Genomic DNA, 21,888 nt, shown 5'->3' with positions numbered 1-21,888 from the left:
CCCCGGTCGGGTTCAGGGAGGCGGGCCTGAGTCTCTGACCGGATCGCCCAAAAAGATGTTGCCACATCAGCCACATCACATGTCGCGCTGCGAGTCCTTCGACAGCAGCCAGGAGGCGAAGGCCGCGAGGTCGCGCGCCGAGGTGTCGTTGCGGTGGACGGAAGACGCCCCGCAGCTCCCGCAGCGCCATCTCTGCGACCCCGCCCCGGTCTTCCCGTTCCTCTTCATCGCCGAGCCGCAGGACGGGCATCTCTTGTTATCCATGGCACTCCTTCGGAAAAACCGACTTTTTGCCATGGTTTTCACTACATGACCTGGTGATACGTCAATATCAAGACACACTTTTTGTCCGAGCGGGAAAGTCGATTCCTGCGACTTTTTCCATAAAAAAAGGGCGTTGACCTGCGTCAACTCCCGAAATCGGACACACTTTTTGTCCTATAACCCTGAGGCGATGCTTACGCAAGCATGATAACGGACGCTGCCCACTATACGAGCTGTACAATATGGGCAGACAGCTGCACGCCCATACGAAAGAAGGCGGCCCTGCGGCCGCCTTCTGGTTTGCTATGGTGTCGGAGGCGGGATTTGAACCCGCACACCCGGTATATGGGCACTAGCACCTCAAGCTAGCGTGTCTGCCGTTCCACCACTCCGACATGGCAGCCTCGTCGGCTGCGAGTTGATATACTATGACAAACAAGCGTCATTGACAAGAAGAAATTTGAAAAAAAGTTTCTTTTTGTCCGATCCTACTGACCGGCAATAGAACCCTGAGGATAAATAATCATCAGAACCAGCAAAGAGAGCATGAACACAACCGCGAAAATGATGGTGATGCGGTCAAGGTTCTTCTCGATAATGTTCGTGCCCGTCTGCGTGGAATACAGCGAGCTTGCAATCATATCGGAAACACCCGTGCCTTTGCCGGAATGCAGGAGGACGAAAATAATAAGACCAATGCCGGAAACGGCCCAGATGACAAGAACTGCGATGAGCAACGGATTCACGTTACTTCTCTCCTTACGATGTTTCGAAATAAGTATGGCAAGTTATGAATTATAGTCGTTGCCCTTATTTCCCCGCAAGTAGATTCTGCAAAAACAGCAGCGCTTCGCGATATCCCTCGATGCCGTGACCGGTGATGGTGCTCGACGCAGCCGGGCGAATATACGATACCTGTCTGAAATCCTCGCGCTTTTCAACTGCTGAGATATGAACCTCGACGAAAGGAATTGCAACAGCCTTCAAGGCATCGAGGATAGCGACGGACGTATGCGTGTATGCCGCAGGATTGATGACTATCCCGTCGTACACCCCGTAGGCTTTCTGTATCTCGTCTACGATGGAACCTTCGTGGTTGCTCTGGAAGCAGTCCGCCTCGAATCCGTTTTCCTTCGCCGTCTCGGCAACAAGCTCTACCAATGCCCGATAGTCCTGCGTGCCGTAGATGGACGGTTCTCTCAGGCCGAGCAAATTGATATTCGGTCCGTTTATGACAAGAAACCTCATGGCATATCCTTCTTTTCTGTCGCGTTGGCTGCCGGCTATCCCTTCACCACGTTGCTCACTTCGTCCAAAGCCTCGATGATGCGCTTGACCGTATCATCTGGGGTCCCGTCGTTTTCAACGGCGATATCCGCCCAGGCTTCGTAGAGATGATGTCGCTCGTGTTCGAGGGCTGCGATACCTTTGGCTATGCTCATGGGGCGACCGTCCGAAACAAGCAGCTCGATCGGACGACGCAGCAGCACGACAATACCGTTCTGATGAAGCAGGTCGTAGTTTCTCGGCTGAGTGACAACTCCGCCGCCGCATGCGATGACAAGGCCGGAGCGTTTGCAGATATCGCCGGTCACGTCGGTCTCTATGCGGCGGAAGACCGCTTCTCCATCGTCTGAGAATATCTCGGGAATGGACTTGCCTGCAGCGGCGGGAATATGGTTGTCGATGTCGACGAACGGACGATGGAGTTTCTTCGACAGAAGGGCGCCGATGGTGCTCTTGCCGCCGCTCGGCATGCCGATCAATATGACGTTGCGCATCTCGAACGCGATGCTCTCGAGCACCGAACGCATCGTCTCGTCGGAAATCCTCGTGCCCTGGAACAGCTCGCTAGCCCGTTTCGCCTGGGCTACAAGCATAGGAAGGCCGTTGACGTAAGGAACCTTGTGCTTCTCCGCCTGCAGCAAGATGTCGGTTCGAGCTGGGTTGTATACCACGTCGAACACCGCATGGAGACCGTCACGATAGCCTTTGCGCGTTTCCCCCGCGATGGTGAACGGCTCGATGTCGACAAGCGATTCGGGGCAGTTCGGATACATGCCTACCGGCGTGGCGTTCACGATGATATCGGCGTCATAGTGGTCTTCGATGGTGTTGAGACCCGCTCCAGGAAGACTGCGCGAAACAACGGCGACCTCGCGCGCGCCGCGGTCGGTCATGACGGAGCAAACCGTCTTCGAAGCACCGCCAGCTCCCAGCACGAGGACCTTTCTTCCCTCGATAGGCACGCCTGAGAACTCGACAAGGTGAGAAAAGCCGTAATAATCGGTGTTGTCTCCGTAGAGCCTGCCATCCTCTTTGCGAACGATCGTGTTCACGCATCCGATGATGCGCGCCGCATCGGAAAGCTCGTCGCACATTGGCATGACGGTCTCTTTGTATGGCATGGTGACGTTGATTCCCGCGTACTCCCCGTTTTTCACGAACGATTCGAGATTCTCGGGTTCAACCTCGAACAGGCGATATTCGTACGACCCGAGCAAAGAATGGATTTTGGGGGAATAGCTGTGGGCGAGCGTATGCCCGATCAGGCCGAATATGGGTTTTTTCGAAGATGCCACGGTTCTCATCCTTTCAGGCCGCATGCCACGGCCGTTTCATTCGGGGCGATTTTGTATCATACGACGCGGTCTTCCAACCGCCAGAATGCATCAGCGCGATATCTCGGCGTAGCTTCCCAGGTAGCAGCATCGGTCGCATAAAGGGGGGATTTGCATGGCCAGCTGGTCAAAGGCCGCATCTCCAGGCACTGATTCCACGTCGACGTAGAACATGAACTCGAACTCACGTCCCGGAATTGGACGGCTTTCGAGCTTGACCATGTTCACGCCGAGCGCCGCGATGCGAGACAAGACGCGATAGAGCGACCCTGGCTCGTGAGGTAGCACCAGCAAAAACGAGCTGCGGTCGGCGTCGGAGGAGACGAACGGCCGATTCGACACGCAGACAAAACGGGTGAAATTGTTCCGTTCGTCTTGCACCGACTCACGAAGCACATCAAGCCCGTAGATTTCGGCGCATTCCTTCGAAGATATGGCTGCAACGTCGAAGCGTTCGCTCGCGGCAACTGCCTGGGCGGCAAGTGCGGTGTTCTTGCATACCGTCGCATGGACCTCGCTTGACAGCGAGGAGATGAACTCGTCGCATTGGCGCAGCGCCTGTTCGTGCGAGAACACTTCGCGCACGTCTTTCAGCAAGCATCCGGGCTTGGCCAGGAGGTTGTGGTCGATGCGCAAGGTGACCGCCTTGACTATGTAGAGCCCTCTGGTCGAAAGCAGGTCATAGACGCGGTCGACCGTCCCTGCGGTGGAGTTTTCAAGAGGCAAGACGCCGAATTCGACCTCCTCCTGCTCGACCAGGTCGCATACTTCCGGCCAGGTAGAAACGAATTCTATCTTCGCCTGAGAAAACAAGGTCTTCGACGCGATGTGGGAATACGCGCCCGCAACACCCTGGCACGCCACCTTCGGAGATTCGGGCAACGTAGCGCCTTTCGAGATATGCGCAACGAAGTCGCTCAACGATGTGGGTCCGTCTATAGAATGGTGCTGATACGTGCGGCTCATTTCCATGATGAGGCCGAAAAGCGGCGGTATGAACTGCTTGAAATCATCGTCTGCAAGGCTTGTCGCGGCGGCGATTTTCTGAGCTTCTCGCACGGGATCGAGCACGGGCTTGCCAGTAGCGCGTTTATAGCAGGCCACATCGTGTGAGACGCGCATGCGCTCTTCGAACAAGCGGACGATCTCGCGGTCTATCGCGTCGATTTTCGCACGGGATTCGGAAAGCTCTACGATTCCGCCCGCGGGCACTTTGCCGCAAGTGCTTGCGGCGGACGGCGCGGGCGTTGTGCGCGCTTCGCTCATCGGTCCATCCTTTCCTCAAGAAGAAGGTCGTACAAGGCCAGGGCGCACACCGCTTCGACAACCGGAACGGCACGCACGGCAACGCAGGGGTCGTGGCGTCCTTTGAGGGAAAGTTTCGCATCAGCCCCGTCTTTCAGGTCTACACTATCCTGCTCGACGAAGATTGAAGAGGTGGGCTTGAAGGCGACCCGGAACACGATGGGCTCTCCCGTCGAAATGCCGCCGAGGATGCCGCCCGCATTGTTGGACCGAAACGCAACGCGATCGCCATCCATGCAATACGGGTCGTTATGCTCGCTCCCCTTCATGTCCGCCGCTTCGAAGCCGCGGCCGAATTCGACGCCTTTGACGGCAGGAATACCGAAGCAATACGCGGCGATCGCATTCTCGACGCCGTCGAACATCGGCTCGCCAACGCCTACGGGCATGCCGACAGCCGCGCACTCGACGACGGCTCCTACGCTGTCGCGATTCGAGCGCGCTTCGACAATGGCGTCCATCATGCGCTCGCCCGCTCGATCGTCGACAACGGGGAAAAGCTTCTCCCCTGGCGCGATGACATCCTCAGCCGTCAACGCATGCATATCCCATGCAACATCGTCGATGCCGGCCACGCGCCTCAGGTGAGCGCCGACATAAACGTCCGATTCTTCAAGAAGCTGCTTGGCAATGCCGCCCGCGATGCACAGCGGCGCGGTCAGGCGTCCGGAAAAATGCCCGCCGCCCGAAGCGTCCTGATGCCCGCCGAATTTCACCTCGGCCACATAGTCCGCATGGCCTGGGCGCGGAATTCGACGAAGAGCGTCGTAGTCGGAGCTTCTGGTGTTGGTGTTGCGAATCACGGCCGCTAAAGGGGCGCCGCACGTGATGTCGCCGACCAATCCTCCGAGAAACTCCGGCTCGTCGGCCTCCTTGCGCGGCGTGGACCAAGGCAGACCGCCCGGCGCGCGCCGCCTCATGAAGGCGGAAAGAGCCTCCCGGTCAATCTGATGCCCCGCGGGGATTCCTTCGACAACGCAGCCGATCCCGGCAGAATGGCTCTGTCCGAACACGGATACGGAGATGTTTTTTCCAATATGCGATGACATAGCCCACCTCGAAATATCATGAAATACCCAATCGGAGCCGCTTGGGTCCGTTGGAGACAAACCGCGCCTTTCACCTGCCAGCCAGCAGTTGAAAGGCGACACGGAAAACGTCCGATGCGCACGCCGGCCTCAGCCGCACGCGTCCGCGACGAAACGGCGAAACTCCTCAAGATCGAGAGATTTGCAGAATGCCTTTCCCATACCTCGCACGAGAACAACCGAGATGCTGTCGCCCTTGCGCTTCTTGTCGAGAAGCGCCGCTTGGTACAGCGAAGAGGAATCGAAATCCGTTTCACAGGAAAAACCGTAGGAGCGCAGGACGGTAAACAGGCGATCGGCGCTCGATTCGCCGCATAGGCCGCGAATCGAGCATGCGCGAGCAACAAGGGCCATGCCGCACGCCACGGCGTATCCGTGGGTGATTTCGAAATTCGAACACCTCTCGATGGCATGCCCGAGCGTGTGGCCGAAGTTGAGCAGCTGCCTGCGGCCCTGTTCGAATTCGTCTTCCTGGACGATGTCGCGCTTGATTTCGACGCAGCGTCGAATGACCTCTTTCAGACGGGAGTCGCGAGCGACAAGCGGTTTTTCCAGCAACGAAAAAAGGTCTTCGTCTGCGATAGCGCCGTATTTCAGAACCTCGGCGCAGCCGTCGGTGAAGAAATGATGCGGCAGGGTTTCCAGCAGCGAGGTGTCTATGAGGACCGCATCAGGCTGAAAGAACGCCCCCACGAGATTCTTTCCCTCAGGCAGGTCGACCGCGGTTTTCCCTCCGACCGAAGAATCGACGCAGGAAAGCAACGAGGTAGGAACCTGAATGCAGGAACACCCCCTCATATAGGTAGCGGCCGCAAAACCCGCCAGGTCACCCACGACTCCGCCGCCGAGCGCGACGACCACGGAAGAACGGGTAAGCCCCGCTTCGGCCATCGCGCTTTGGCAGGCCGCATACGTCTGAAGCGTCTTAGAGGCTTCGCCCGCCTCGAAGACGAACGACGAGGTTCGATAGCCCGCTTCGAGAAGCGACTCCGTAACCCGGTCGAGATACAGAGGCGCCACATGAGTATCGCTCACCACGAAGGCGGCATCTCCCCCGCTGACGCGTCGCGTCAGTTCGCCCACCTCATCGAGCGTACACTCGTCGATCAGAACGTCATAAGGCCTCGAAGCTTCAATATGAACGATGCTCACATGATCACCTCGGCATCTGCAAAGCGACCGTCGGCCTTCAATTTGGCCACCGACCCTTCCTCGATGAGCGCTTTGAGCGTTTCTTCGTCATGCGAGGCCAGAGCCTCGCGATAGAGCCGAAGCTGCTCCACGACAGAATCGAGCTCCTCGACGAGGTTGTCGGCATTGTCGAGAAACAGCTCGGTCCACATGGGCGCGTTCATCTCGGCAACGCGCGTCAGATCCTTATAGCTGCCCGCCGAAAACCCGCGATGTTTCTGGGAAGTGGGGCTTTTGACGAACGCCGAGCTTACGATGTGCGCGAGCTGCGAAGTGTACGCGATAAGGCGATCGTGCATTTCGGGCGTCGTGACGGAAAACGACCCGAAGCCGACGACCGAAAGAGCCTCCTGCGCCCGAGCTATGACGGACGGATCGTAAATCGGCGGAGGAACAAGCACCATGGGAGACCCCGCGTACAGATCGGAACGAGCGGCCCTGAAGCCGCTGCGATGCGTACCGGCCATGGGGTGTCCGCCGAGGAAGGTGAATCCGTGCCGTTCCGCAAGGGCGAAGCAATCGGGGCAGATGCTTCGCTTGACGCCGCCGCAATCGATGACAAGAGCGTCTTTGGAGATTCTCGGCGCCATTTCGCGCAGCCAGTCGACGGTAGCCTGGGGGTAGAGGGCAATTAGAATCAAATCGCATTCCCCGACGGTTTTGTCATCGAGCGCGGAGACGATGCTGCCCTCGGCCGTAGCCGCCGCAAGGGACCGTTCGTCGATATCGGCGCCGTAGACTTGCAGGCCTGCATCGGCGTAGGCTTTTGCAAAAGAGCCTCCGATAAGGCCGAGGCCAACCACGCCGATATGGCGCAGCGATGCGGGGGGATTGCCAATGGATGCCGCATCGAACCCGTTTTGATTCACCAGAAGCGGACGGGTGTCCACTGTGTTCGTTTCGCACGAAGCGAAGGGGACGACGAAAGAAGTTCGAGGCATAATTACCCCTCCGTGATGGGCTCGGTCACCGCCGAGCGAATCAGAGCGAGGCGCTTCATCATCTCGTCGAACTGCTCGGGCAGAAGCGCCTGGGCACCGTCGGAGGCCGCATGAGCGGGATCGTGGTGAACTTCGACCTCAAGGCCGTCGGCACCTGCCGCCGCTGCGGCATAGGCAACGGGCGCGACAAGGCGGGTATAGCCCGTTGCATGGCTGGGATCGGCAATGATGGGAAGGTGCGTGAGCTCGCGCAGAACGGGAATGGCGGAAACATCGAAGACGTTGCGGGTGCGCTTGTCGTAGGAGCGAATGCCGCGCTCGCACAACATCACGCGCTCGTTGCCGTTCGCCATGATGTACTCAGCCGCCATGAGCAATTCGTCGATCGTAGCCGCCAGGCCGCGTTTGAGCAGGATGGGCTTGTCGGTTTTCCCAAGCTCTTTCAAGAGCGTGAAATTCTGCATATTACGAGCGCCCACCTGGAGGATGTCGATATCCTCGAACAAAGGAAGGTCGCGCGCATCCATGATCTCAGAGACGATAGGTATGCCGAATTCACGCTTCACCTTGGCAAGAATGTCAAGGCCATCCTTGCCCATTCCCTGGAAGGCATAGGGAGACGTGCGGGGCTTGAAGGCTCCGCCGCGAAAGACCGTCGCCCCAGACTTCTTCGCCGCCTCGGCGATAATCATGCACTGCTCTTCGCTTTCGACAGAACACGGCCCCGCCATGACCTGGAAGCTACCGCCGCCGAATGCAACGCCGCCGACTTCGACGACGGTATCGTCGGGGTGAAACTTGCGATTCGCCTTCTTGAAAGGCTCGGAAACCCTGCGAACCGCCTCAATCTGGTCCATGGATTCGAGCAGGTGGATATCGATGGAAGTCGTATCGCCGATCAAGCCGACAACCGTCTGCTTTTCGCCCACGATTACGTGAGGCTGGACGTTCTGGCTTTTAAAGTATTCGCAGAGTTCATCGAGGCCGTTTTGGGTGATTCCTTCGCGAACAATGGCAATCATGGCGATACCTTTCTCTAGATGCCGATGCCGGACCTGTGGCCCGGCATCGAAGTCTTTAGTGCTAAACCGTGGGCGCTATACTAGCACTATTGCACACTAAAGTGTCAGAGAAATGTTTCCGACGTGTTGACTTAGCGAACGAGCAGGCTTTCTCCCGTCATCTCGGACGGAATCTCGAGCCCGATGGCGTCAAGCAGCGTCGGAGCGATGTCGCACAGGGCGGCTTCGCGACAGTCAGGCATACGCAGCCTCCTGCCCTCGCACGCACCGTCCACCAGGACGAAGGGAACGGGGGCCGTCGTGTGCGCGGTATGCGGCGAGCCGTCTTCGGCGAGCATTTTATCGGCATTGCCGTGGTCGGCAGTCAGAAGCGCGAAGCCCCCTTTCCCCTTTATGGCCTCGATAACGGCTTCGACACCGGAGTCAACAGCTTCGACGGCGGCGACGGCGGCAGGAATGACGCCGGTATGTCCGACCATGTCGCAATTGGCGAAGTTCACGATATACACGTCCGCTTCGTCGTTTCGAATGGCCTGCACAAGCGTGGCGGCAACTTCGGGCTCGCTCATTTCCGGCTGCAAATCGTATGTCGCCACCTTCGGGCTCGCAATGAGGGCGCGCTGCTCGTTTTTCTTCTCCTCTTCCTTTCCCCCATTGAAGAAAAACGTCACATGCGCGTATTTCTCCGTTTCAGCGATATGGTACTGGCGCAAGTCCGCATCGGCCAAGGCATCGGCCAAGACGTTGGCAGGGAATTCCTTGGGAAATGCAACAGGGGCGTCAATAGCGGGATCGTATTCGGTGAGACACACGAAAGAGACCTCGGGACGCCGTTCGCGATCAAAGCCGTCGAACTCGGCGTCGACTATCGCACGCGTCAATTCGCGGGCTCGGTCGGGGCGGAAATTGAAAAACACCGCTGCATCGCCGTCTTGCATGCCTCGTCCGTCGAATGACGTCGGCACGAAGAATTCGTCCGTCACGCCGTTTTCGTAGGATGCTTCGAGCGAATCGAGCACGTTTTCGTCAGAGCGCGGAACGCCGCAGACCACCGCGCCCCATGCGCGCTCGACCCGTTCCCATCGCTTGTCTCGGTCCATGGCATAATAGCGCCCTTCGACCGAGGAGATACGGACCTTTCCCTCGAGGTTCGGCTCGGCCATCACGTCAAGAAGCTCGCGCAGGTATTCGCCGGCGCTTTGCGGCGGCACGTCGCGCCCGTCCAAGAAGCAATGGACGCGAATGTCTTCGACGCCTCGATCGGCCGCGTGGCGCATGAGGGCATAGAGATGCTCGTTGCTCGAATGCACGCCCCCATCGGACAAAAGACCCATCAGATGAAGGGCTCCTCCGCTTTCTATCACCCGGTCGAAAGCCTCGTTGATCGCATCGTTTCTACGGATGCTTCCCTCTCGGCATGCTTTGTTTATACGCGTAAGCTCCTGGTATACGACACGGCCCGCTCCAATGTTCAAATGACCCACCTCGGAATTTCCCATCTGACCGTCGGGCAGGCCTACGGATTCTCCCGAAGCCTGCATGGGCACGAACGGAGCATTGGCGAAAAGCCAATCGAGATACGGTGTGTTCGCCAAAGAAACAGCGTTTCCTTGCGATGGCTCATCGAGGCCGAAGCCGTCCATGATGACAAGCAGGGCCGGCAGATTCAATGGGGATGACATACGCGCCTCCTGATTCAACGGTTTAAACACATACGCCGCAGGCCTCCGTCGGCGACCTGCGGCATGGACCGGCATTGCCGGCGGCAAAACTGACTCGTTGGGCTATTTACTCGCGGCTGCGACAAGGGCGGCGAAATCATCGGCTTTCAAAGCCGCCCCGCCGATTAGGCCGCCGTCAACGTTTTCGCAGGCGAGAAATGCCTCGGCATTGGCAGGTTTCATAGAGCCGCCGTACAGGATGCGCATGCCCTGCGCCGCCTGCTCGCCGATGAGCTCTTGCACCGTAGCACGAATGGCCGCCGCCATTGCCTCGGCCTGCTCAGGGGTGGCGGTACGACCCGTGCCGATGGCCCAGATGGGCTCATAGGCAATGGTGCACTGGGCCGCTTCGTCGTCGGAAAGGCCGGCGAGTGCGGCGCGCACCTGATCGCACACGAATCCTTCCGCATCGCCCGCGTCGCGCACCGCAAGGCTCTCGCCCACGCAGACGATGGCCTTCATGCCGCTTTCAACGAGCGCGCGGACCTTCTTGTTCACCATGGCGTCGGTTTCGCCGAACATCTCGCGACGCTCGGAGTGGCCGACGATGCACCAGGTGCAACCAACGTCCTTCAGCATGGGAATGCTAATTTCCCCGGTGTAGGCGCCCGAAGCCTCCCAATGTACATTTTGAGCACCGACCTCGATGTTCGATTTATCAAAATCAAGGACGGTGAACACGGAACGAAGATCGATCGAAGGCGGGCACAAGACGACATCTACCTTGTCCCACTTGCGATCGTAGTGATTGGAAACGCCCTGGGACAAAACGACGCTTTCAGCCGGCGTCATATTCATCTTCCAGTTGCCTGCGATAATGGGTTTGCGAGCCATACATCCTCCTGCATGCGCTGTATCGAATATCAGTTAGCGAAGGGCCTCGACGCCCGGAAGGGGCTTGCCTTCGACAAGCTCCATGGAGGCGCCGCCTCCCGTGGAAATGAAGGTCATCTGGTCGGCGAGCTCGAACTTGTTCACCGCGGCAACGCTGTCCCCGCCGCCGATGATCGTTGCGGCTTGCGTGTTAGCGGCGACAGCTTCGGCGACGGCCTTCGTGCCGTGTTCGAAGGCTTTCATCTCGAACACGCCCATGGGGCCGTTCCAGAACACCGTCGCGCCTTGTGCGATGGCGGAAGCATACAGCTCTTCGGTTTTCGGACCAATATCAAGACCCATCATGTCCTCTGGAATAGAATCCGCATCGCAGGTGACCTTGGCGGCGTCTTCCGCAAACGCGTCGGCGGCGACGATGTCCACGGGAAGCAGCAACTTGACGCCTGCGGCCTTCGCCTTCTGGATCATCTCGCCCGCACGCTCGACCCAGTCCTCCTCTTTCAGGGAGGTACCGACCTGTTTGCCCTCGGCGAGCAGGAAGGTGAAGCACATGCCTCCGCCGATGATGATGGTGTCGGCCTTGTCGATCAAGGCGTCGATGACCCCGACCTTGTCGGATACCTTCGATCCGCCCAGGATGGCGACGAAAGGACGCTCGGGAGCATCAAGCATGCCAGAAAGCGTATCCACTTCCCCCGCGAGCAGGAAGCCGGCATACGAAGGCAGCAGGGCAGCGACGCCTGCCGTGGAGGCATGCGCACGATGCGCGGTGCCGAACGCGTCGTTTACGTAAAGATCGGCAAGAGAAGCAAGCTCTTTGCAAAATGCAGGGTCGTTTTTCTTCTCGCGCTTGTCGAAGCGAAGATTCTCGAGCACGACGATACAACCATCGGACAGATTCGCCGCCTTGGCCCGGGCATCTTCGCCGATGGTATCGGAAGCAAAGACAACGGGAGCGTCGATAAGCTCGGCAAGACGCGCGGCAGCAGGCGCCAGGGTGAATTTCTCCTCGTAGCCTTCGCCCGCAGGACGTCCAAGATGGCTCATCAAGATGACCCTCGCTCCATGCTCTACAAGGTACGAGATGGTGGGCAGGGCTGCCCGGATGCGCGTGTCGTCGCCTACGACGCCGTCTTTGACGGGAACGTTGAAATCGACGCGCACAAGCACGCGTTTCCCACGCACGTCCACGCCTTCGATGGTCTTTATATCGGCCATGATGCCTCCTATGATGATTCTTCGATCGCTGCCGTCGCGTCGTGCGACCGAAATGTCGAAACGAAATTGCAAACGCAAGCGAAAAGCCGCTCGACGCCGCCGATGGTCTCTCGCGCCCAGGTTAAACGGGAACGCGGGAGAACCGGCACGGCATCAAGCGGCTTCGCAGCGCCCATGCAAAGCGCCGTTCCCTCGAACGGCGCTTTATGCTTTACAGCATGATTTTCGCAAGGTCCTTGACGCGGTTGGAATAACCCCACTCGTTGTCATACCAGGAAATGCACTTGACCATGTTGCTCTTCTCGCCCATGACCATGGTGAGCTGGCTGTCAAAAATCGAGGAGTGAGAGTTTCCGACGATATCGATGGAAACGATCGGGTCTTCGGTGTACTCGAGGATGCCTTTGAGCGGACCTTCGGCGGCAGCCTTCATGGCCGCGTTGATTTCTTCCTTGGTCACCTCGCGATCAAGCTCGACCGTAAGGTCGACCATGGATCCATCCGGGGTGGGAACGCGGGTTGCGAAGCCGTCGAGCTTACCCTTGAGCTCGGGAAGAACCAGGGCAACGGCGCGAGCGGCGCCCGTGGTGGTAGGAATCATGGACAGCGCGGCAGCGCGGGCGCGGCGCAGGTCCTTGTGGGGAAGATCGAGAATCTTCTGGTCGTTGGTGTAAGCGTGGATGGTGTTCATGTAGCCGCGCTTGATGCCGAAGTTCTCCATGAGAACCTTGGCGAAGGGTGCGAGGCAGTTGGTGGTGCAGGAGGCGTTGGAAACGATATTGTGCTTCTCCTTGTCATAGTCGCCGTCGTTGACGCCCATGACGATGGTGATGTCCTCGCCCTTTGCGGGGCAGGTAATCAAAACCTTCTTGGCTCCTGCTTCGATATGCTTGGACGCAAGCTCACCGGTCTTGAAGATGCCAGTGGACTCGACCACGATGTCGACGCCGAGCTCGCCCCAGGGAAGGTTGGAAGGCTCGCGCTCGCTCAGGACCTTGACCTTATGGCCGTCAGCGATAAAGCCGTCCTCGACAACCTCCACCTTGTCGAAAGCGCGACCGTGGACGGAATCGTATTTCAGAAGATGGGCCATGGTGGGAATGTCGCCCAGGTCGTTGACGGCGACGACGTCGAGCGCCGGATCGTTCGCCATTGCACGATACACAAGACGGCCGATGCGACCGAAACCGTTGATGCCGACCTTGATTGCCATTGCAAACCCCTTTCTAGGTTTTTCCATACGCACCGAATTATACGAAGCGAAGCCCCCTTCGCAAGAGGCATCATCGGCATACGGTCGAATGCGCACGACTGTGGCCGCCTATCTACAAAAACCGCCCGCTCGTCTGTTCGAGACAAGCCAGCCGGCAGTCAACCCTAGAGCGGCAGGGGCGAAACCGACTGCGACCGCAAAAAAATCCGCATTCGCAACGTTGGCAAGTCCGAACTCCGTCGAAAGGCCGAAGGTCGCCATGATGAACAGAGGATAGAAAACGCAAGCCGCAAGTGGCGCGACGAGACGCCACCATCCAAAATCGGACACGCAACCGACAAGAAACGAGGAAATGACGCTAGCCACCGGCAGAAGGATATACAGGACCAGCAGCGTATATCCCGCGATTGCACCGCCGTCAAGAACGCCCGCCAACAAGCTCGTCCAGTACAGAACGAAGCACGCAAGCCATATCGCGGCGTATGCGACAACCGCCGCGATAAGGAAACGCTTCGCAGCACAACGCTTCTCGGCCATTGCATCCTCCTTGCTACGCAGCCGCCGCCCGGCCCGATTTTCCGTTCGCGGCAAACGCATCTTCGTATCTCGAGGGCCTACATCTTCATGTCGCCCATCATGTCTTGAAGCTTTTTGAGATCCGACATCTTCATGCCGCCCATGCCAGGAATACCCAGACGAGGCATGCGTCCTTTGCCCTTGCCTTTCTTGCCCTTCTTTCCGCGCTTGCCGCTTTGCAGAGCCTCGGCGGCAGGCATGGCTTTTTTCATCATCTTCTTCACTTCGTTGAACTGCTTCATGACCTGGTTCACTTCTTGCACGGTGGTTCCAGACCCTGCGGCAATACGAGCACGGCGGCTGCCGTTGAGCACTTCGGGATGTTCGCGTTCATGCTTGGTCATGGAGAAGATGATCGTCTCTATGCGGTCGAAAGCGCCTTCATCGACCTGGCCGGACGCCATGGCCTTGTCGCCTCCCGGCAGCGCGCTGACCAGCTTGCCGATACCGCCCATCTTCTTGACCTGCTTCTTGATCTCCAAGAAGTCATTGAGGTTGATCTGGGCCTTTGCCATGCGCGCCGTTGTTTCGGCCTCAATCTCTTCCGCCTGGACCTTCGAGGCATGCTCGATCAAGGACACGACATCGCCCATGCCGAGAATGCGCTTCGCCATGCGGTCGGGATGGAACTCCTCCAGGCTGTCGGGCTTTTCGCCCGCAGAGATGAACTTGATGGGCTTGCCCGTAACCTGCTTGAGAGACAAAGCGCCGCCGCCGCGTGCATCACCGTCCATCTTGGACATGATGACGCCGTCGAATTCCACCTTTTCGGCGAACGCCTGCGCAACGTTGACGACGTCTTGGCCGGTCATGGCGTCGACCACCATGAGAATCTGGTCGGGCTTCACCGCCGCCTTGATCGCGGCCGCCTCGTCCATCATCTCTTCGTCTACGTGCAAACGGCCCGCCGTGTCTACGATGACCACGTCGCGCAGATTGTCGATTGCGAAGCGAACGCCCTCTTGGGCGATTTTGACGGGATCTTGGCCGTCTCCGCGATAGACCTTGACGCCCATCTCGTCGCCGAGCGTCTGCAGCTGGTCGGCCGCAGCGGGGCGATACACGTCACACGCCACGAGCAGCGGACTGTGGCCCTTGCTCTTCAGGAGGTGTGCGAGCTTCGCGGAAGCCGTCGTTTTGCCCGAGCCCTGAAGGCCGACGAGCATGATGACGTTGGGTATGCGGCTGGAAAGCACCAGCTTCGAATCAGATTGGCCCAGAAGCGCCGTGAGCTCATCCAAGACGACCTTGACGACGTTTTGGGCGGGCGTCAGGGAGTCGAGAATCTCCGCCTCGAGGCAGCGCGCCTTGGTAGAGGCGACGAATTCCTTGACCACTTTGAAATTGACGTCCGCCTCAAGCAGCGCCATGCGTATCTCGCGCATGGCCGCGTTGATATCTTCTTCGGTCAGGCGGCCTTTGGATTTCAGCCCGGAAAAAATACCCTGGAGGCGATCCGAGAGATTGTCGAACATGTCACAGCTCCTTACAAGCGGATGAAACGAATGATGGCGAAAGCAAGCGTGTCGGGCGCGAGGCGTCGCGCCTTTCGTTAGGAACGTTCGTCGAATTCGCCCACGAACGCCCGCGCGAACTCATGCGCGTCGAAATCTTTCAAGTCGTCGAGGCCTTCGCCGACACCGATCTTGAGAATGGGAAGATCGAGCTCGTGGCTTACCGCCAAGGCGATGCCGCCTTTCGCCGTACCGTCGAGCTTGGTCACGATGACGCCGTCGAGCTTGAGCGCGCGATCGAACTCTTTCGCCTGCTGCATGCCGTTCTGGCCCGTGGTGGCGTCGATGACAAGGACGGTGTAGACCGGCAGCGAAGAGCGTTTGCGAACGACGTTGACCACCTTTTCAAGCTCGCGCATCAGATCGGCAGAGGTATGAAGCCTGCCGGCGGTGTCGATGAGCACCAGGTCCGCCCCCTTCGACTCCGCGCGCTCGAGCGTGTCATAGCAGACGCTGGCAGGGTCGCTTCCGCGCTCGCGCGTGCAGATCTCCACATTGGCGCGGCGAGCCCATTCTTCGAGCTGCTCGATGGCAGCCGCGCGGAAGGTATCGGCGCTGCCGAGCAAAACCGTGCGGCCGGCATCGGTGGCTTCCTTCGCCAGCTTTCCGACCGTGGTGGTCTTTCCTGCACCATTGATTCCCACGAACAGCACGACCGCGGGCTCGCCGCCGAAAATCTCTTCGCCGCCTTCGGCGAACGAGGACGCCATGCGTTCGTTCAGAAGATCAAGTACGGCGTAGGCATCGGGCAAAGCCTTGCGCGTCGCCGTGTCACGCAGGCCCTCGACGATGTCAAAAGCGGCCGGGCCGCCGATATCGGCAAGAATAAGAGTCTCCTCGAGGCCGTCCCAGAAATCGTCGTCTAGATCGGGACCACGGTCGAGAAGAACGTTCATCTGCTCTGTAAAGCGCTCGCGCGAACGAGCGAGGCCTTGGCTTATGCGATCAAAGAATCCCATCGGGGCTCCTTTCGAAAGTCGTGTTCGTGAAAGGGTACCATAGCATCTTAGAAACCCGCCATGCCGCGCGCTGTTTACGCCCGCGCGGACGAGCGAGCCTGATCGAGCTTTTGCGAAACCACCTTCGTCACGCCGTCTGACTGCATAGAGACGCCGTACAAAACGTCGGAAAGCTCCATCGTTCGCCTCTGATGCGTAATCATGATCAGTTGCGTTTCGAAACGAAGCGTCTCGAGATACGCCAGCAAGCGACGGAGGTTGCTGTCGTCAAGGGCCGCCTCCACCTCGTCGAGGATGTAGAACGGCGTTTTGCGAATGCGATACACCGCGAAGAGCAGCGCGATGGCCGTCAGGGATTTCTCCCCGCCGCTCATAAGGGTCATCTTGGCGATCTTCTTCCCGCGCGGCTGCGCATGCACCTCAACGCCGAGATGGTCTGGGTCGTCTACGTTCACAAGCTCGAGCGAGCCGCTTCCCCCCGGAAAAAGCTGGCCGAAAATCTCCTGGAAATTCTCGTTTACGCGCTCGAAGGTCACATCGAACTGCTCCTTCATGCGGGCGTCGATCGCCGAGACGATTCTTCTCAAAGCGCGGCGAGCCGCCTCCACGTCTTCGACCTGGGAAACCATGAAGTCGTAACGCTCCTTCATAGCCTCGTATTCCTCGGAAGCCGAGGAATCGATCGTCCCCATGGAGCTCAGCTTGCGACGGAGCCTGAAGGCCTCGCCCTCCGCTTTCTCGCGATCTTCGGGCGCAGGGATTTCAAGAGCGGTCTCAAGAGCCACCCCGCAGTCGTTGACGATAGCCGAAACGGCGGCTTCGACCTGCACTTCGAGCCTGCCCTTCTCGATGCGCACGTCGTTGAGGAAGCTTCGGGAGGCATCGAGCCGCTCCTGGCATTCGCGGCAGACGCCGCGGGCGGCAGAAATTGCCTCCGTCAATTCCGCAGAATTGCTCTGCTCGAGCGCGGCTTTGCTCGCAAGATCGTCCACCCATCTTTTGACGGACTCCTTCAACGAGGAAAGCGTATCGTGCAAAGGCCCGATACGCTTCTCGACCGTCTCAAGCGTCGCAATGTCTTTCTGGGCGCGTTCGAACGAGCGGCGGGCGCGATCGAGGTCGCGCTCACGCTCCTTCGTTTCGCGCATGAGGGAAAGCACGCGTTCTTTGGTCGTGGAGTAGTTCAGCTTCGCATCGGACAGGCGCGATTGCAAAGTCTGTTCCTTGTCAAAAAGCATCGCCCTGTTCCCGTTCAGAGAACTCAAGCGCTCTTCCAGCTCCGTACGGGCGACTCGGCAGGAATCGACGACGGTGGAGAGCTCTTCTATGCGAGGCTGCACTTCAGACAGCTGCTCTTCCGTCTGGCGAAGCTGCGTCGCAAGGGAGGCAAGCGTCGCCTCGAGCACGCCGACTCGCTTTGCGAGGCGCTGCCGTTCTGCCTCCGCGCTTTTATTTGCTCCCTTGCGCTGCGCATGGGCCTGGGAAAGCTCGAGGCTCATGGCGCGTTTGCGCTCGAGCTCCTCGGCGCTTCGCTGCTTGCAGGACTCGGCGTCGGAGAGAGCTCGATCGGCCTGGGCCAAAGACGCACGCAGACTTTCAAGCTCACGCTCGCGGGCAAGCACGCCCGAGTCGTTCGAAAAGCCGTTGCGAACGACAAGCTTCGCCCCGGGAACGAATACGGTTCCATCGAGGGCGACGTATCGCGCGTGCTCGTCGCACGCGATGGCGCGGTTGCATGCCTCATCGAGCGTATCCACCACCACATAATCCCCCAAGAGCTCCTCCATCAACGAGGCGATGGAATCAGGATACGCGAGGCTTTCAAGCAGACGGCCCTGAGGACGCTCGGACGCACGCCGTGCAGATTCAGAGAACAGGATGCTCGCCGAACCGCTCGCGTCGCACGAAGACGCCTCCCGGGCGAAACGGGCCGCGCATGCGCCGTCTGCCACGACGGGCGACGAAAGATCGTCGCCGAGCAACATCTCGACAAGAGGTTCCAGCTCTCGAGGCGCCTTGACCTGCGAGGAAAGAGGAACGGACGTTGCATCGAACGAAGCGGCGTGCGCGGAAATCCACGCCGATATTTCATTTTTCTCTCGAATGCTTTTATTGACCTCTTCGAGCGCGGCGATACGCGCCTCTATGCGGCGAAGCTCCTGACGAGCCGCGTCGGCGTTGTCTGCGGCCGACGCGAGGGCACGCTGGGCCTCGGCGAGCTCTTCGGAGGCTTTTCGACTCTCTTCGAAAAGGCGCGTAAGCTCTGCGGCATCCTCGTCAAGGTCAAGGCATCGCTGTCGAAGCTCGCAAGAGGCGGCGTCGAGCTCTTCCTTGGTTTCGCGACGCTTCGTTTCAAGGAGCTCCTTGGAAGAAAGGCGACCCGCCAGTCCGTCCTTGAGCTCGCTGCGCTTCGCAACGGCGGATTCCATCTCGCGTTCGCGAGAGCGAAGAAGGGACTGCACTTCGGAAAGCTCCGCGTCCATCTTCGTGCGTGCGTCCTTCGCCTCGGAAAACTCCTTTTCGAGATCTGTAACATTCGATTCGAGCGCATCGCGCAACGCGGTTTTCTCATCGAGGTCTTTGCGAAGCGCGTTCGCTTCTTCCTCGAACTGGGCTATGCGTCGCTCGTTCGCCGCAAAAGAAGAACGAGCCTGATCAAGGCGCGAGCGAATGCCTCGGCCTTTTTCGCCAAGGAGCATGTCGCTGGATTCGAAGCGTTCGAGAGCCATATGGAAACGACCCCGCTGCGCGGTGAGGTCGCCTACGTAGAGGCCTTTTTCCTGCAGCATGACCTGAAGCTTTTCAAGCTTTTTCTCCGCTTCGTCGGCATTGAATTGCGCCAGGTCGATCGAAGCGGCTGCCTCTTTCTCCCGTACGACGGTTTCATCCCATTTTCTCTGGAGCAGACGCAGGTCGTCCACCGCGAGCACGAGCTCGAGCTCGGAAAGCTCGCTTGACAACCCCTGATAGGCCTGCGCTCGCTGCGCCTTGCGCGCAAGCGGCTTGAGCTGCCGCTCTATCTCGGCGGTGACGTCTTTGACTCGATCGAGATGCGCATCCATCGCGGCAAGTTTGCGGGCGCTGCGGTCCTTGCGCTGCTTATGCTTCAAGACGCCGGCGGCTTCTTCAATAAGCGTACGACGGTCTTCGGGGCGGCTTGCCAGAATGGCGTCCAGATTGCCCTGCCCTATGATGGAATGGGTGCCCGTTCCCAGACCCGTGTCATGAAGGATGTCCATGAAGTCCATGCGGCGCGCAGGAGCGCCGTTTATGAGATATTCGCTTTCTCCGCTTCGGTACATGCGGCGCGTGAGGGACACTTCCGCGAAATCCACCGGAAGGGTCCCGTCGGTATTGTCCAGCACCAAATCGACCTCGGCGATGCCGAGGCTTTTTCGGGCAGATGACCCTGCGAATATGACGTCTTCCATAGCCTGGCCGCGCAGGTTCTTGGCGTTTCTCTCGCCAAGAACCCACAGCACGGCATCGGATATGTTCGACTTGCCCGAACCGTTTGGACCCACGACCGAGGTGATTCCCGGCTCGAAAGCCATGACGGAACGGTCGGCGAATGATTTGAATCCCTTGAGAACGAGCGATTTAAGATACATGCAGAATGCCTATCCCTTGTTTTTCTTCTCAGTTCTCGACTGCTTCTTTTCGCGCTTTGCCTTCGCCTTGTCCGCTTTCGAAGCTTTGGTGAAACCGAGCGCATCGAGCGCCGTTTTGGCCGCCTGGCTCTCGGCTTCCTTCTTCGTGCGACCCATGCCGCTTGCGAGCGCTTTCATGCCTGCGAAAACCTGCGAGACAAACGTCCTGTCGTGCGGAGGCCCCTGCGTCTCTACGAGCTTGTATGTAGGAGTAATTCCCTCTTCCTGCAACTTCTCCTGCAAGGCGCTTTTCGGATTCTCGGGCTCGCGCGCCATCTCGACGGACATCTTGGGAATGAGCGTCCGGCGCACGAACGCCTGAGCGCCGGCAATGCCGGAATCCAGGAACAGCGCGGCCACAACGGCCTCGTAGACGTTTTCAAGCGCAGAGTGCAAACCTCGCCTGCCCGTTCCCCGTTCGGATGATCCGAACACGATCACGTCGGCGAAGCCGAGCTTTTCAGCAACCTCGGCCAGGCTTGTTCCAGAAACCAGCGCGACTTTGATTCGCGTCAAGCCGCCCTCGTCAAGCTCAGGGTATTCGTGAAAAGCCTCGTTCGCGACAATAGCCCCAAGGATGCTGTCGCCCAGAAACTCCAGGCGCTCATAGCTGAATTTGACGGGCTTTCCCTCCGTTGCGGAAGGGTGGGTTATCGCCGAAAGAAGAATGTCGGGGTCGTCGAAGTCGCGGCCGATGATGCGCTGCGCCTCTTCGACCTTCCTTTGCTGCTCTTCGGTACGGGTCATCGCTTACCCACCGCCTCGGCAATGCATCCGGAAACATCCTTGCGAACCATGGCCGCCGACGCGAGCACGCCGTTCTTGATGGCCGTGGCGTTGCTTGAGCCATGGCCGACAAGGCATACCCCCTTGACGCCCAGCAAAGGAGCCCCGCCGTACGTATCGGCGCTGATGCTCTCCTTGAGGCTCTTGAGGTCGGATTTAACCGCCAAAGCGCCGATTTTCGTCTTCAGCGAAGACGTCATGACGTTTTTCAGCGCACCGAAAAGAGCCTTGGCCGTACCCTCTACGGTCTTCAAGACTACATTGCCCGTAAACCCGTCGGTGACGATGACGTCGAAGCCAGCGGTCACGATATCGCGCCCCTCGGCGTTGCCCGCGAAGTTGGAAACCTTTTCCTTCATAAGGGCGAAAGCCTGTTGCGCGAACTGGGAGCCTTTGGTGTCTTCTTCGCCTATGTTGAGCAAAGCAACGCGGGGGTTTTCAATGCCAACGATCTTCTCTGCATAAATGGAGGCCATCTGGGCGAATTGCACGAGATATTCGGGCTTGCAATCAGCATTCGCCCCGATATCCGCCATAACGACAGGAGCAACAGGGGAAGGAATGACGCTGCAGAGCGCGGGACGCTGAACGCCTTTAATGCGGCCGACGACAAGCGTTGCGCCCGCAAGGCACGCACCCGTAGAGCCCGCAGAGAAAAATCCTTGCGCCCTACCCTCTTTGACCGCGCGACAGCCGACCACGATCGAGGAATCCTTCTTGCGGCGAACAGCCTCCGCAGGATGCTCGTCCATGGCGATCACCTCGGACGCGGGCTGCGCTATGCAATGCGCATGAGAGCTTGCAAACGGCTCGACGACCTCGGAGGGGCCGACAAGGAGAACTTCGATGCAGGGGTCTTCGGCAAGTGCCTCGGCAACCCCTTCGAGCACAACTTCGGGAGCGTTGTCCCCTCCCATTGCATCAACGGCGATAGTAACCGTATCAGTATGCGACATGTGAGTCCTTTCGATACGTGATTCATCGT

General features: G+C 58.9%; 19 protein-coding genes and 1 tRNA gene. All 20 read right to left on the bottom strand.

What is annotated here, in order from left to right:
• Positions 1 to 75 precede the first annotated feature (75 nt).
• The 20 genes from HMPREF9451_RS10240 to plsX all read right to left on the bottom strand — a co-directional run bounded on the left by HMPREF9451_RS10240 (position 76) and on the right by plsX (position 21,859).
• Positions 76 to 264, bottom strand: coding sequence for an IS1/IS1595 family N-terminal zinc-binding domain-containing protein (locus tag HMPREF9451_RS10240; protein ID WP_009138941.1), 189 nt, complete (start codon positions 262 to 264; stop codon positions 76 to 78).
• A gap of 306 nt (positions 265 to 570) precedes the next feature.
• Positions 571 to 659, bottom strand: a tRNA-Leu gene (locus tag HMPREF9451_RS03545).
• 93 nt (positions 660 to 752) lie between these two features.
• The gene (gene secG / locus HMPREF9451_RS03540) at positions 753 to 1,010 is read right to left on the bottom strand and encodes a preprotein translocase subunit SecG (RefSeq protein ID WP_009138940.1); all 258 of its coding nucleotides are present in this window, start codon (positions 1,008 to 1,010) and stop codon (positions 753 to 755) included.
• A 64-nt stretch (positions 1,011 to 1,074) separates the two neighbouring features.
• Complete coding sequence (gene aroQ / locus HMPREF9451_RS03535) at positions 1,075 to 1,512, bottom strand: type II 3-dehydroquinate dehydratase (protein WP_009138939.1); 438 nt, start codon at positions 1,510 to 1,512, stop codon at positions 1,075 to 1,077.
• Between the two features lie 35 nt (positions 1,513 to 1,547).
• Positions 1,548 to 2,855: a shikimate kinase gene (locus tag HMPREF9451_RS03530; RefSeq protein WP_148508640.1), complete on the bottom strand. Its 1,308-nt coding sequence runs from the start codon at positions 2,853 to 2,855 to the stop codon at positions 1,548 to 1,550.
• Between the two features lie 81 nt (positions 2,856 to 2,936).
• Entirely contained in the window at positions 2,937 to 4,151 is a 1,215-nt protein-coding gene (locus HMPREF9451_RS03525) for a bifunctional chorismate mutase/prephenate dehydratase (RefSeq protein WP_009138937.1), read from the bottom strand.
• On the bottom strand, positions 4,148 to 5,239 hold the full coding sequence (gene aroC / locus HMPREF9451_RS03520; protein ID WP_009138936.1) for a chorismate synthase: 1,092 nt from the start codon (positions 5,237 to 5,239) through the stop codon (positions 4,148 to 4,150). The genes HMPREF9451_RS03525 and aroC overlap by 4 nt, the downstream gene beginning before the upstream one ends.
• 129 nt (positions 5,240 to 5,368) lie before the next feature.
• Positions 5,369 to 6,430: a 3-dehydroquinate synthase gene (aroB, locus tag HMPREF9451_RS03515; protein ID WP_009138935.1), complete on the bottom strand. Its 1,062-nt coding sequence runs from the start codon at positions 6,428 to 6,430 to the stop codon at positions 5,369 to 5,371.
• Entirely contained in the window at positions 6,427 to 7,410 is a 984-nt protein-coding gene (locus HMPREF9451_RS03510) for a prephenate dehydrogenase (RefSeq protein WP_009138934.1), read from the bottom strand. The genes aroB and HMPREF9451_RS03510 overlap by 4 nt, the downstream gene beginning before the upstream one ends.
• Before the next feature lie 2 nt (positions 7,411 to 7,412).
• The gene (aroF, locus tag HMPREF9451_RS03505; RefSeq protein ID WP_009138933.1) at positions 7,413 to 8,432 is read right to left on the bottom strand and encodes a 3-deoxy-7-phosphoheptulonate synthase; all 1,020 of its coding nucleotides are present in this window, start codon (positions 8,430 to 8,432) and stop codon (positions 7,413 to 7,415) included.
• Between the two features lie 131 nt (positions 8,433 to 8,563).
• Positions 8,564 to 10,114, bottom strand: coding sequence for a 2,3-bisphosphoglycerate-independent phosphoglycerate mutase (gene gpmI / locus HMPREF9451_RS03500; protein ID WP_009138932.1), 1,551 nt, complete (start codon positions 10,112 to 10,114; stop codon positions 8,564 to 8,566).
• A gap of 102 nt (positions 10,115 to 10,216) precedes the next feature.
• Positions 10,217 to 10,987, bottom strand: coding sequence for a triose-phosphate isomerase (tpiA, locus tag HMPREF9451_RS03495; RefSeq protein ID WP_009138931.1), 771 nt, complete (start codon positions 10,985 to 10,987; stop codon positions 10,217 to 10,219).
• A gap of 33 nt (positions 10,988 to 11,020) precedes the next feature.
• On the bottom strand, positions 11,021 to 12,205 hold the full coding sequence (locus tag HMPREF9451_RS03490; RefSeq protein ID WP_009138930.1) for a phosphoglycerate kinase: 1,185 nt from the start codon (positions 12,203 to 12,205) through the stop codon (positions 11,021 to 11,023).
• Between the two features lie 211 nt (positions 12,206 to 12,416).
• Positions 12,417 to 13,418, bottom strand: a complete 1,002-nt coding sequence (gene gap / locus HMPREF9451_RS03485) for a type I glyceraldehyde-3-phosphate dehydrogenase (RefSeq protein ID WP_040626003.1) — start codon at positions 13,416 to 13,418, stop codon at positions 12,417 to 12,419.
• A 108-nt stretch (positions 13,419 to 13,526) separates the two neighbouring features.
• Positions 13,527 to 13,955: a hypothetical protein gene (locus tag HMPREF9451_RS03480; protein ID WP_009138928.1), complete on the bottom strand. Its 429-nt coding sequence runs from the start codon at positions 13,953 to 13,955 to the stop codon at positions 13,527 to 13,529.
• A 77-nt stretch (positions 13,956 to 14,032) separates the two neighbouring features.
• On the bottom strand, positions 14,033 to 15,469 hold the full coding sequence (gene ffh / locus HMPREF9451_RS03475; RefSeq protein WP_009138927.1) for a signal recognition particle protein: 1,437 nt from the start codon (positions 15,467 to 15,469) through the stop codon (positions 14,033 to 14,035).
• Positions 15,470 to 15,546: 77 nt separating this feature from the next.
• The gene (ftsY, locus tag HMPREF9451_RS03470) at positions 15,547 to 16,467 is read right to left on the bottom strand and encodes a signal recognition particle-docking protein FtsY (protein WP_009138926.1); all 921 of its coding nucleotides are present in this window, start codon (positions 16,465 to 16,467) and stop codon (positions 15,547 to 15,549) included.
• Between the two features lie 74 nt (positions 16,468 to 16,541).
• Complete coding sequence (smc, locus tag HMPREF9451_RS03465; RefSeq protein ID WP_009138925.1) at positions 16,542 to 20,078, bottom strand: chromosome segregation protein SMC; 3,537 nt, start codon at positions 20,076 to 20,078, stop codon at positions 16,542 to 16,544.
• A gap of 9 nt (positions 20,079 to 20,087) precedes the next feature.
• Positions 20,088 to 20,864 carry a ribonuclease III gene (gene rnc / locus HMPREF9451_RS03460; RefSeq protein WP_009138924.1) on the bottom strand — a complete coding sequence of 259 codons (777 nt, stop codon included), beginning with the start codon at positions 20,862 to 20,864 and terminating at the stop codon, positions 20,088 to 20,090.
• Positions 20,861 to 21,859 (bottom strand): phosphate acyltransferase PlsX, encoded by a 999-nt coding sequence (gene plsX / locus HMPREF9451_RS03455; protein ID WP_009138923.1) that lies wholly within the window; start codon positions 21,857 to 21,859, stop codon positions 20,861 to 20,863. Before plsX ends, rnc begins: the two co-directional genes overlap by 4 nt.
• Positions 21,860 to 21,888 lie beyond the last annotated feature (29 nt).

Origin of the sequence: Slackia piriformis YIT 12062 (genome assembly GCF_000296445.1) — a bacterium.
GTDB classification, from domain to species: Bacteria; Actinomycetota; Coriobacteriia; order Coriobacteriales; family Eggerthellaceae; genus Slackia; species Slackia piriformis.
The sequence above is the reverse complement of the archived record's forward strand: the minus strand, read 5'-3'. Positions and strand labels throughout refer to the sequence as shown.

What these genes read in the sequence shown, in the direction of transcription:
- aroF (WP_009138933.1), bottom strand. Translation starts at nt 8,432, where the DNA reads ATGATTGCCATTGTTCGCGAAGGAATCACCCAAAACGGCCTCGATGAA.
- HMPREF9451_RS03490 (WP_009138930.1), bottom strand. Translation starts at nt 12,205, where the DNA reads ATGGCCGATATAAAGACCATCGAAGGCGTGGACGTGCGTGGGAAACGC.
- gpmI (WP_009138932.1), bottom strand. Translation starts at nt 10,114, where the DNA reads ATGTCATCCCCATTGAATCTGCCGGCCCTGCTTGTCATCATGGACGGC.
- HMPREF9451_RS03530 (WP_148508640.1), bottom strand. Translation starts at nt 2,855, where the DNA reads ATGAGAACCGTGGCATCTTCGAAAAAACCCATATTCGGCCTGATCGGG.
- aroC (WP_009138936.1), bottom strand. Translation starts at nt 5,239, where the DNA reads ATGTCATCGCATATTGGAAAAAACATCTCCGTATCCGTGTTCGGACAG.
- HMPREF9451_RS03525 (WP_009138937.1), bottom strand. Translation starts at nt 4,151, where the DNA reads ATGAGCGAAGCGCGCACAACGCCCGCGCCGTCCGCCGCAAGCACTTGC.
- HMPREF9451_RS03480 (WP_009138928.1), bottom strand. Translation starts at nt 13,955, where the DNA reads ATGGCCGAGAAGCGTTGTGCTGCGAAGCGTTTCCTTATCGCGGCGGTT.
- rnc (WP_009138924.1), bottom strand. Translation starts at nt 20,864, where the DNA reads ATGACCCGTACCGAAGAGCAGCAAAGGAAGGTCGAAGAGGCGCAGCGC.
- ffh (WP_009138927.1), bottom strand. Translation starts at nt 15,469, where the DNA reads ATGTTCGACAATCTCTCGGATCGCCTCCAGGGTATTTTTTCCGGGCTG.
- smc (WP_009138925.1), bottom strand. Translation starts at nt 20,078, where the DNA reads ATGTATCTTAAATCGCTCGTTCTCAAGGGATTCAAATCATTCGCCGAC.
- aroQ (WP_009138939.1), bottom strand. Translation starts at nt 1,512, where the DNA reads ATGAGGTTTCTTGTCATAAACGGACCGAATATCAATTTGCTCGGCCTG.
- HMPREF9451_RS03510 (WP_009138934.1), bottom strand. Translation starts at nt 7,410, where the DNA reads ATGCCTCGAACTTCTTTCGTCGTCCCCTTCGCTTCGTGCGAAACGAAC.
- gap (WP_040626003.1), bottom strand. Translation starts at nt 13,418, where the DNA reads ATGGCAATCAAGGTCGGCATCAACGGTTTCGGTCGCATCGGCCGTCTT.
- HMPREF9451_RS10240 (WP_009138941.1), bottom strand. Translation starts at nt 264, where the DNA reads ATGGATAACAAGAGATGCCCGTCCTGCGGCTCGGCGATGAAGAGGAAC.
- tpiA (WP_009138931.1), bottom strand. Translation starts at nt 10,987, where the DNA reads ATGGCTCGCAAACCCATTATCGCAGGCAACTGGAAGATGAATATGACG.
- plsX (WP_009138923.1), bottom strand. Translation starts at nt 21,859, where the DNA reads ATGTCGCATACTGATACGGTTACTATCGCCGTTGATGCAATGGGAGGG.
- ftsY (WP_009138926.1), bottom strand. Translation starts at nt 16,467, where the DNA reads ATGGGATTCTTTGATCGCATAAGCCAAGGCCTCGCTCGTTCGCGCGAG.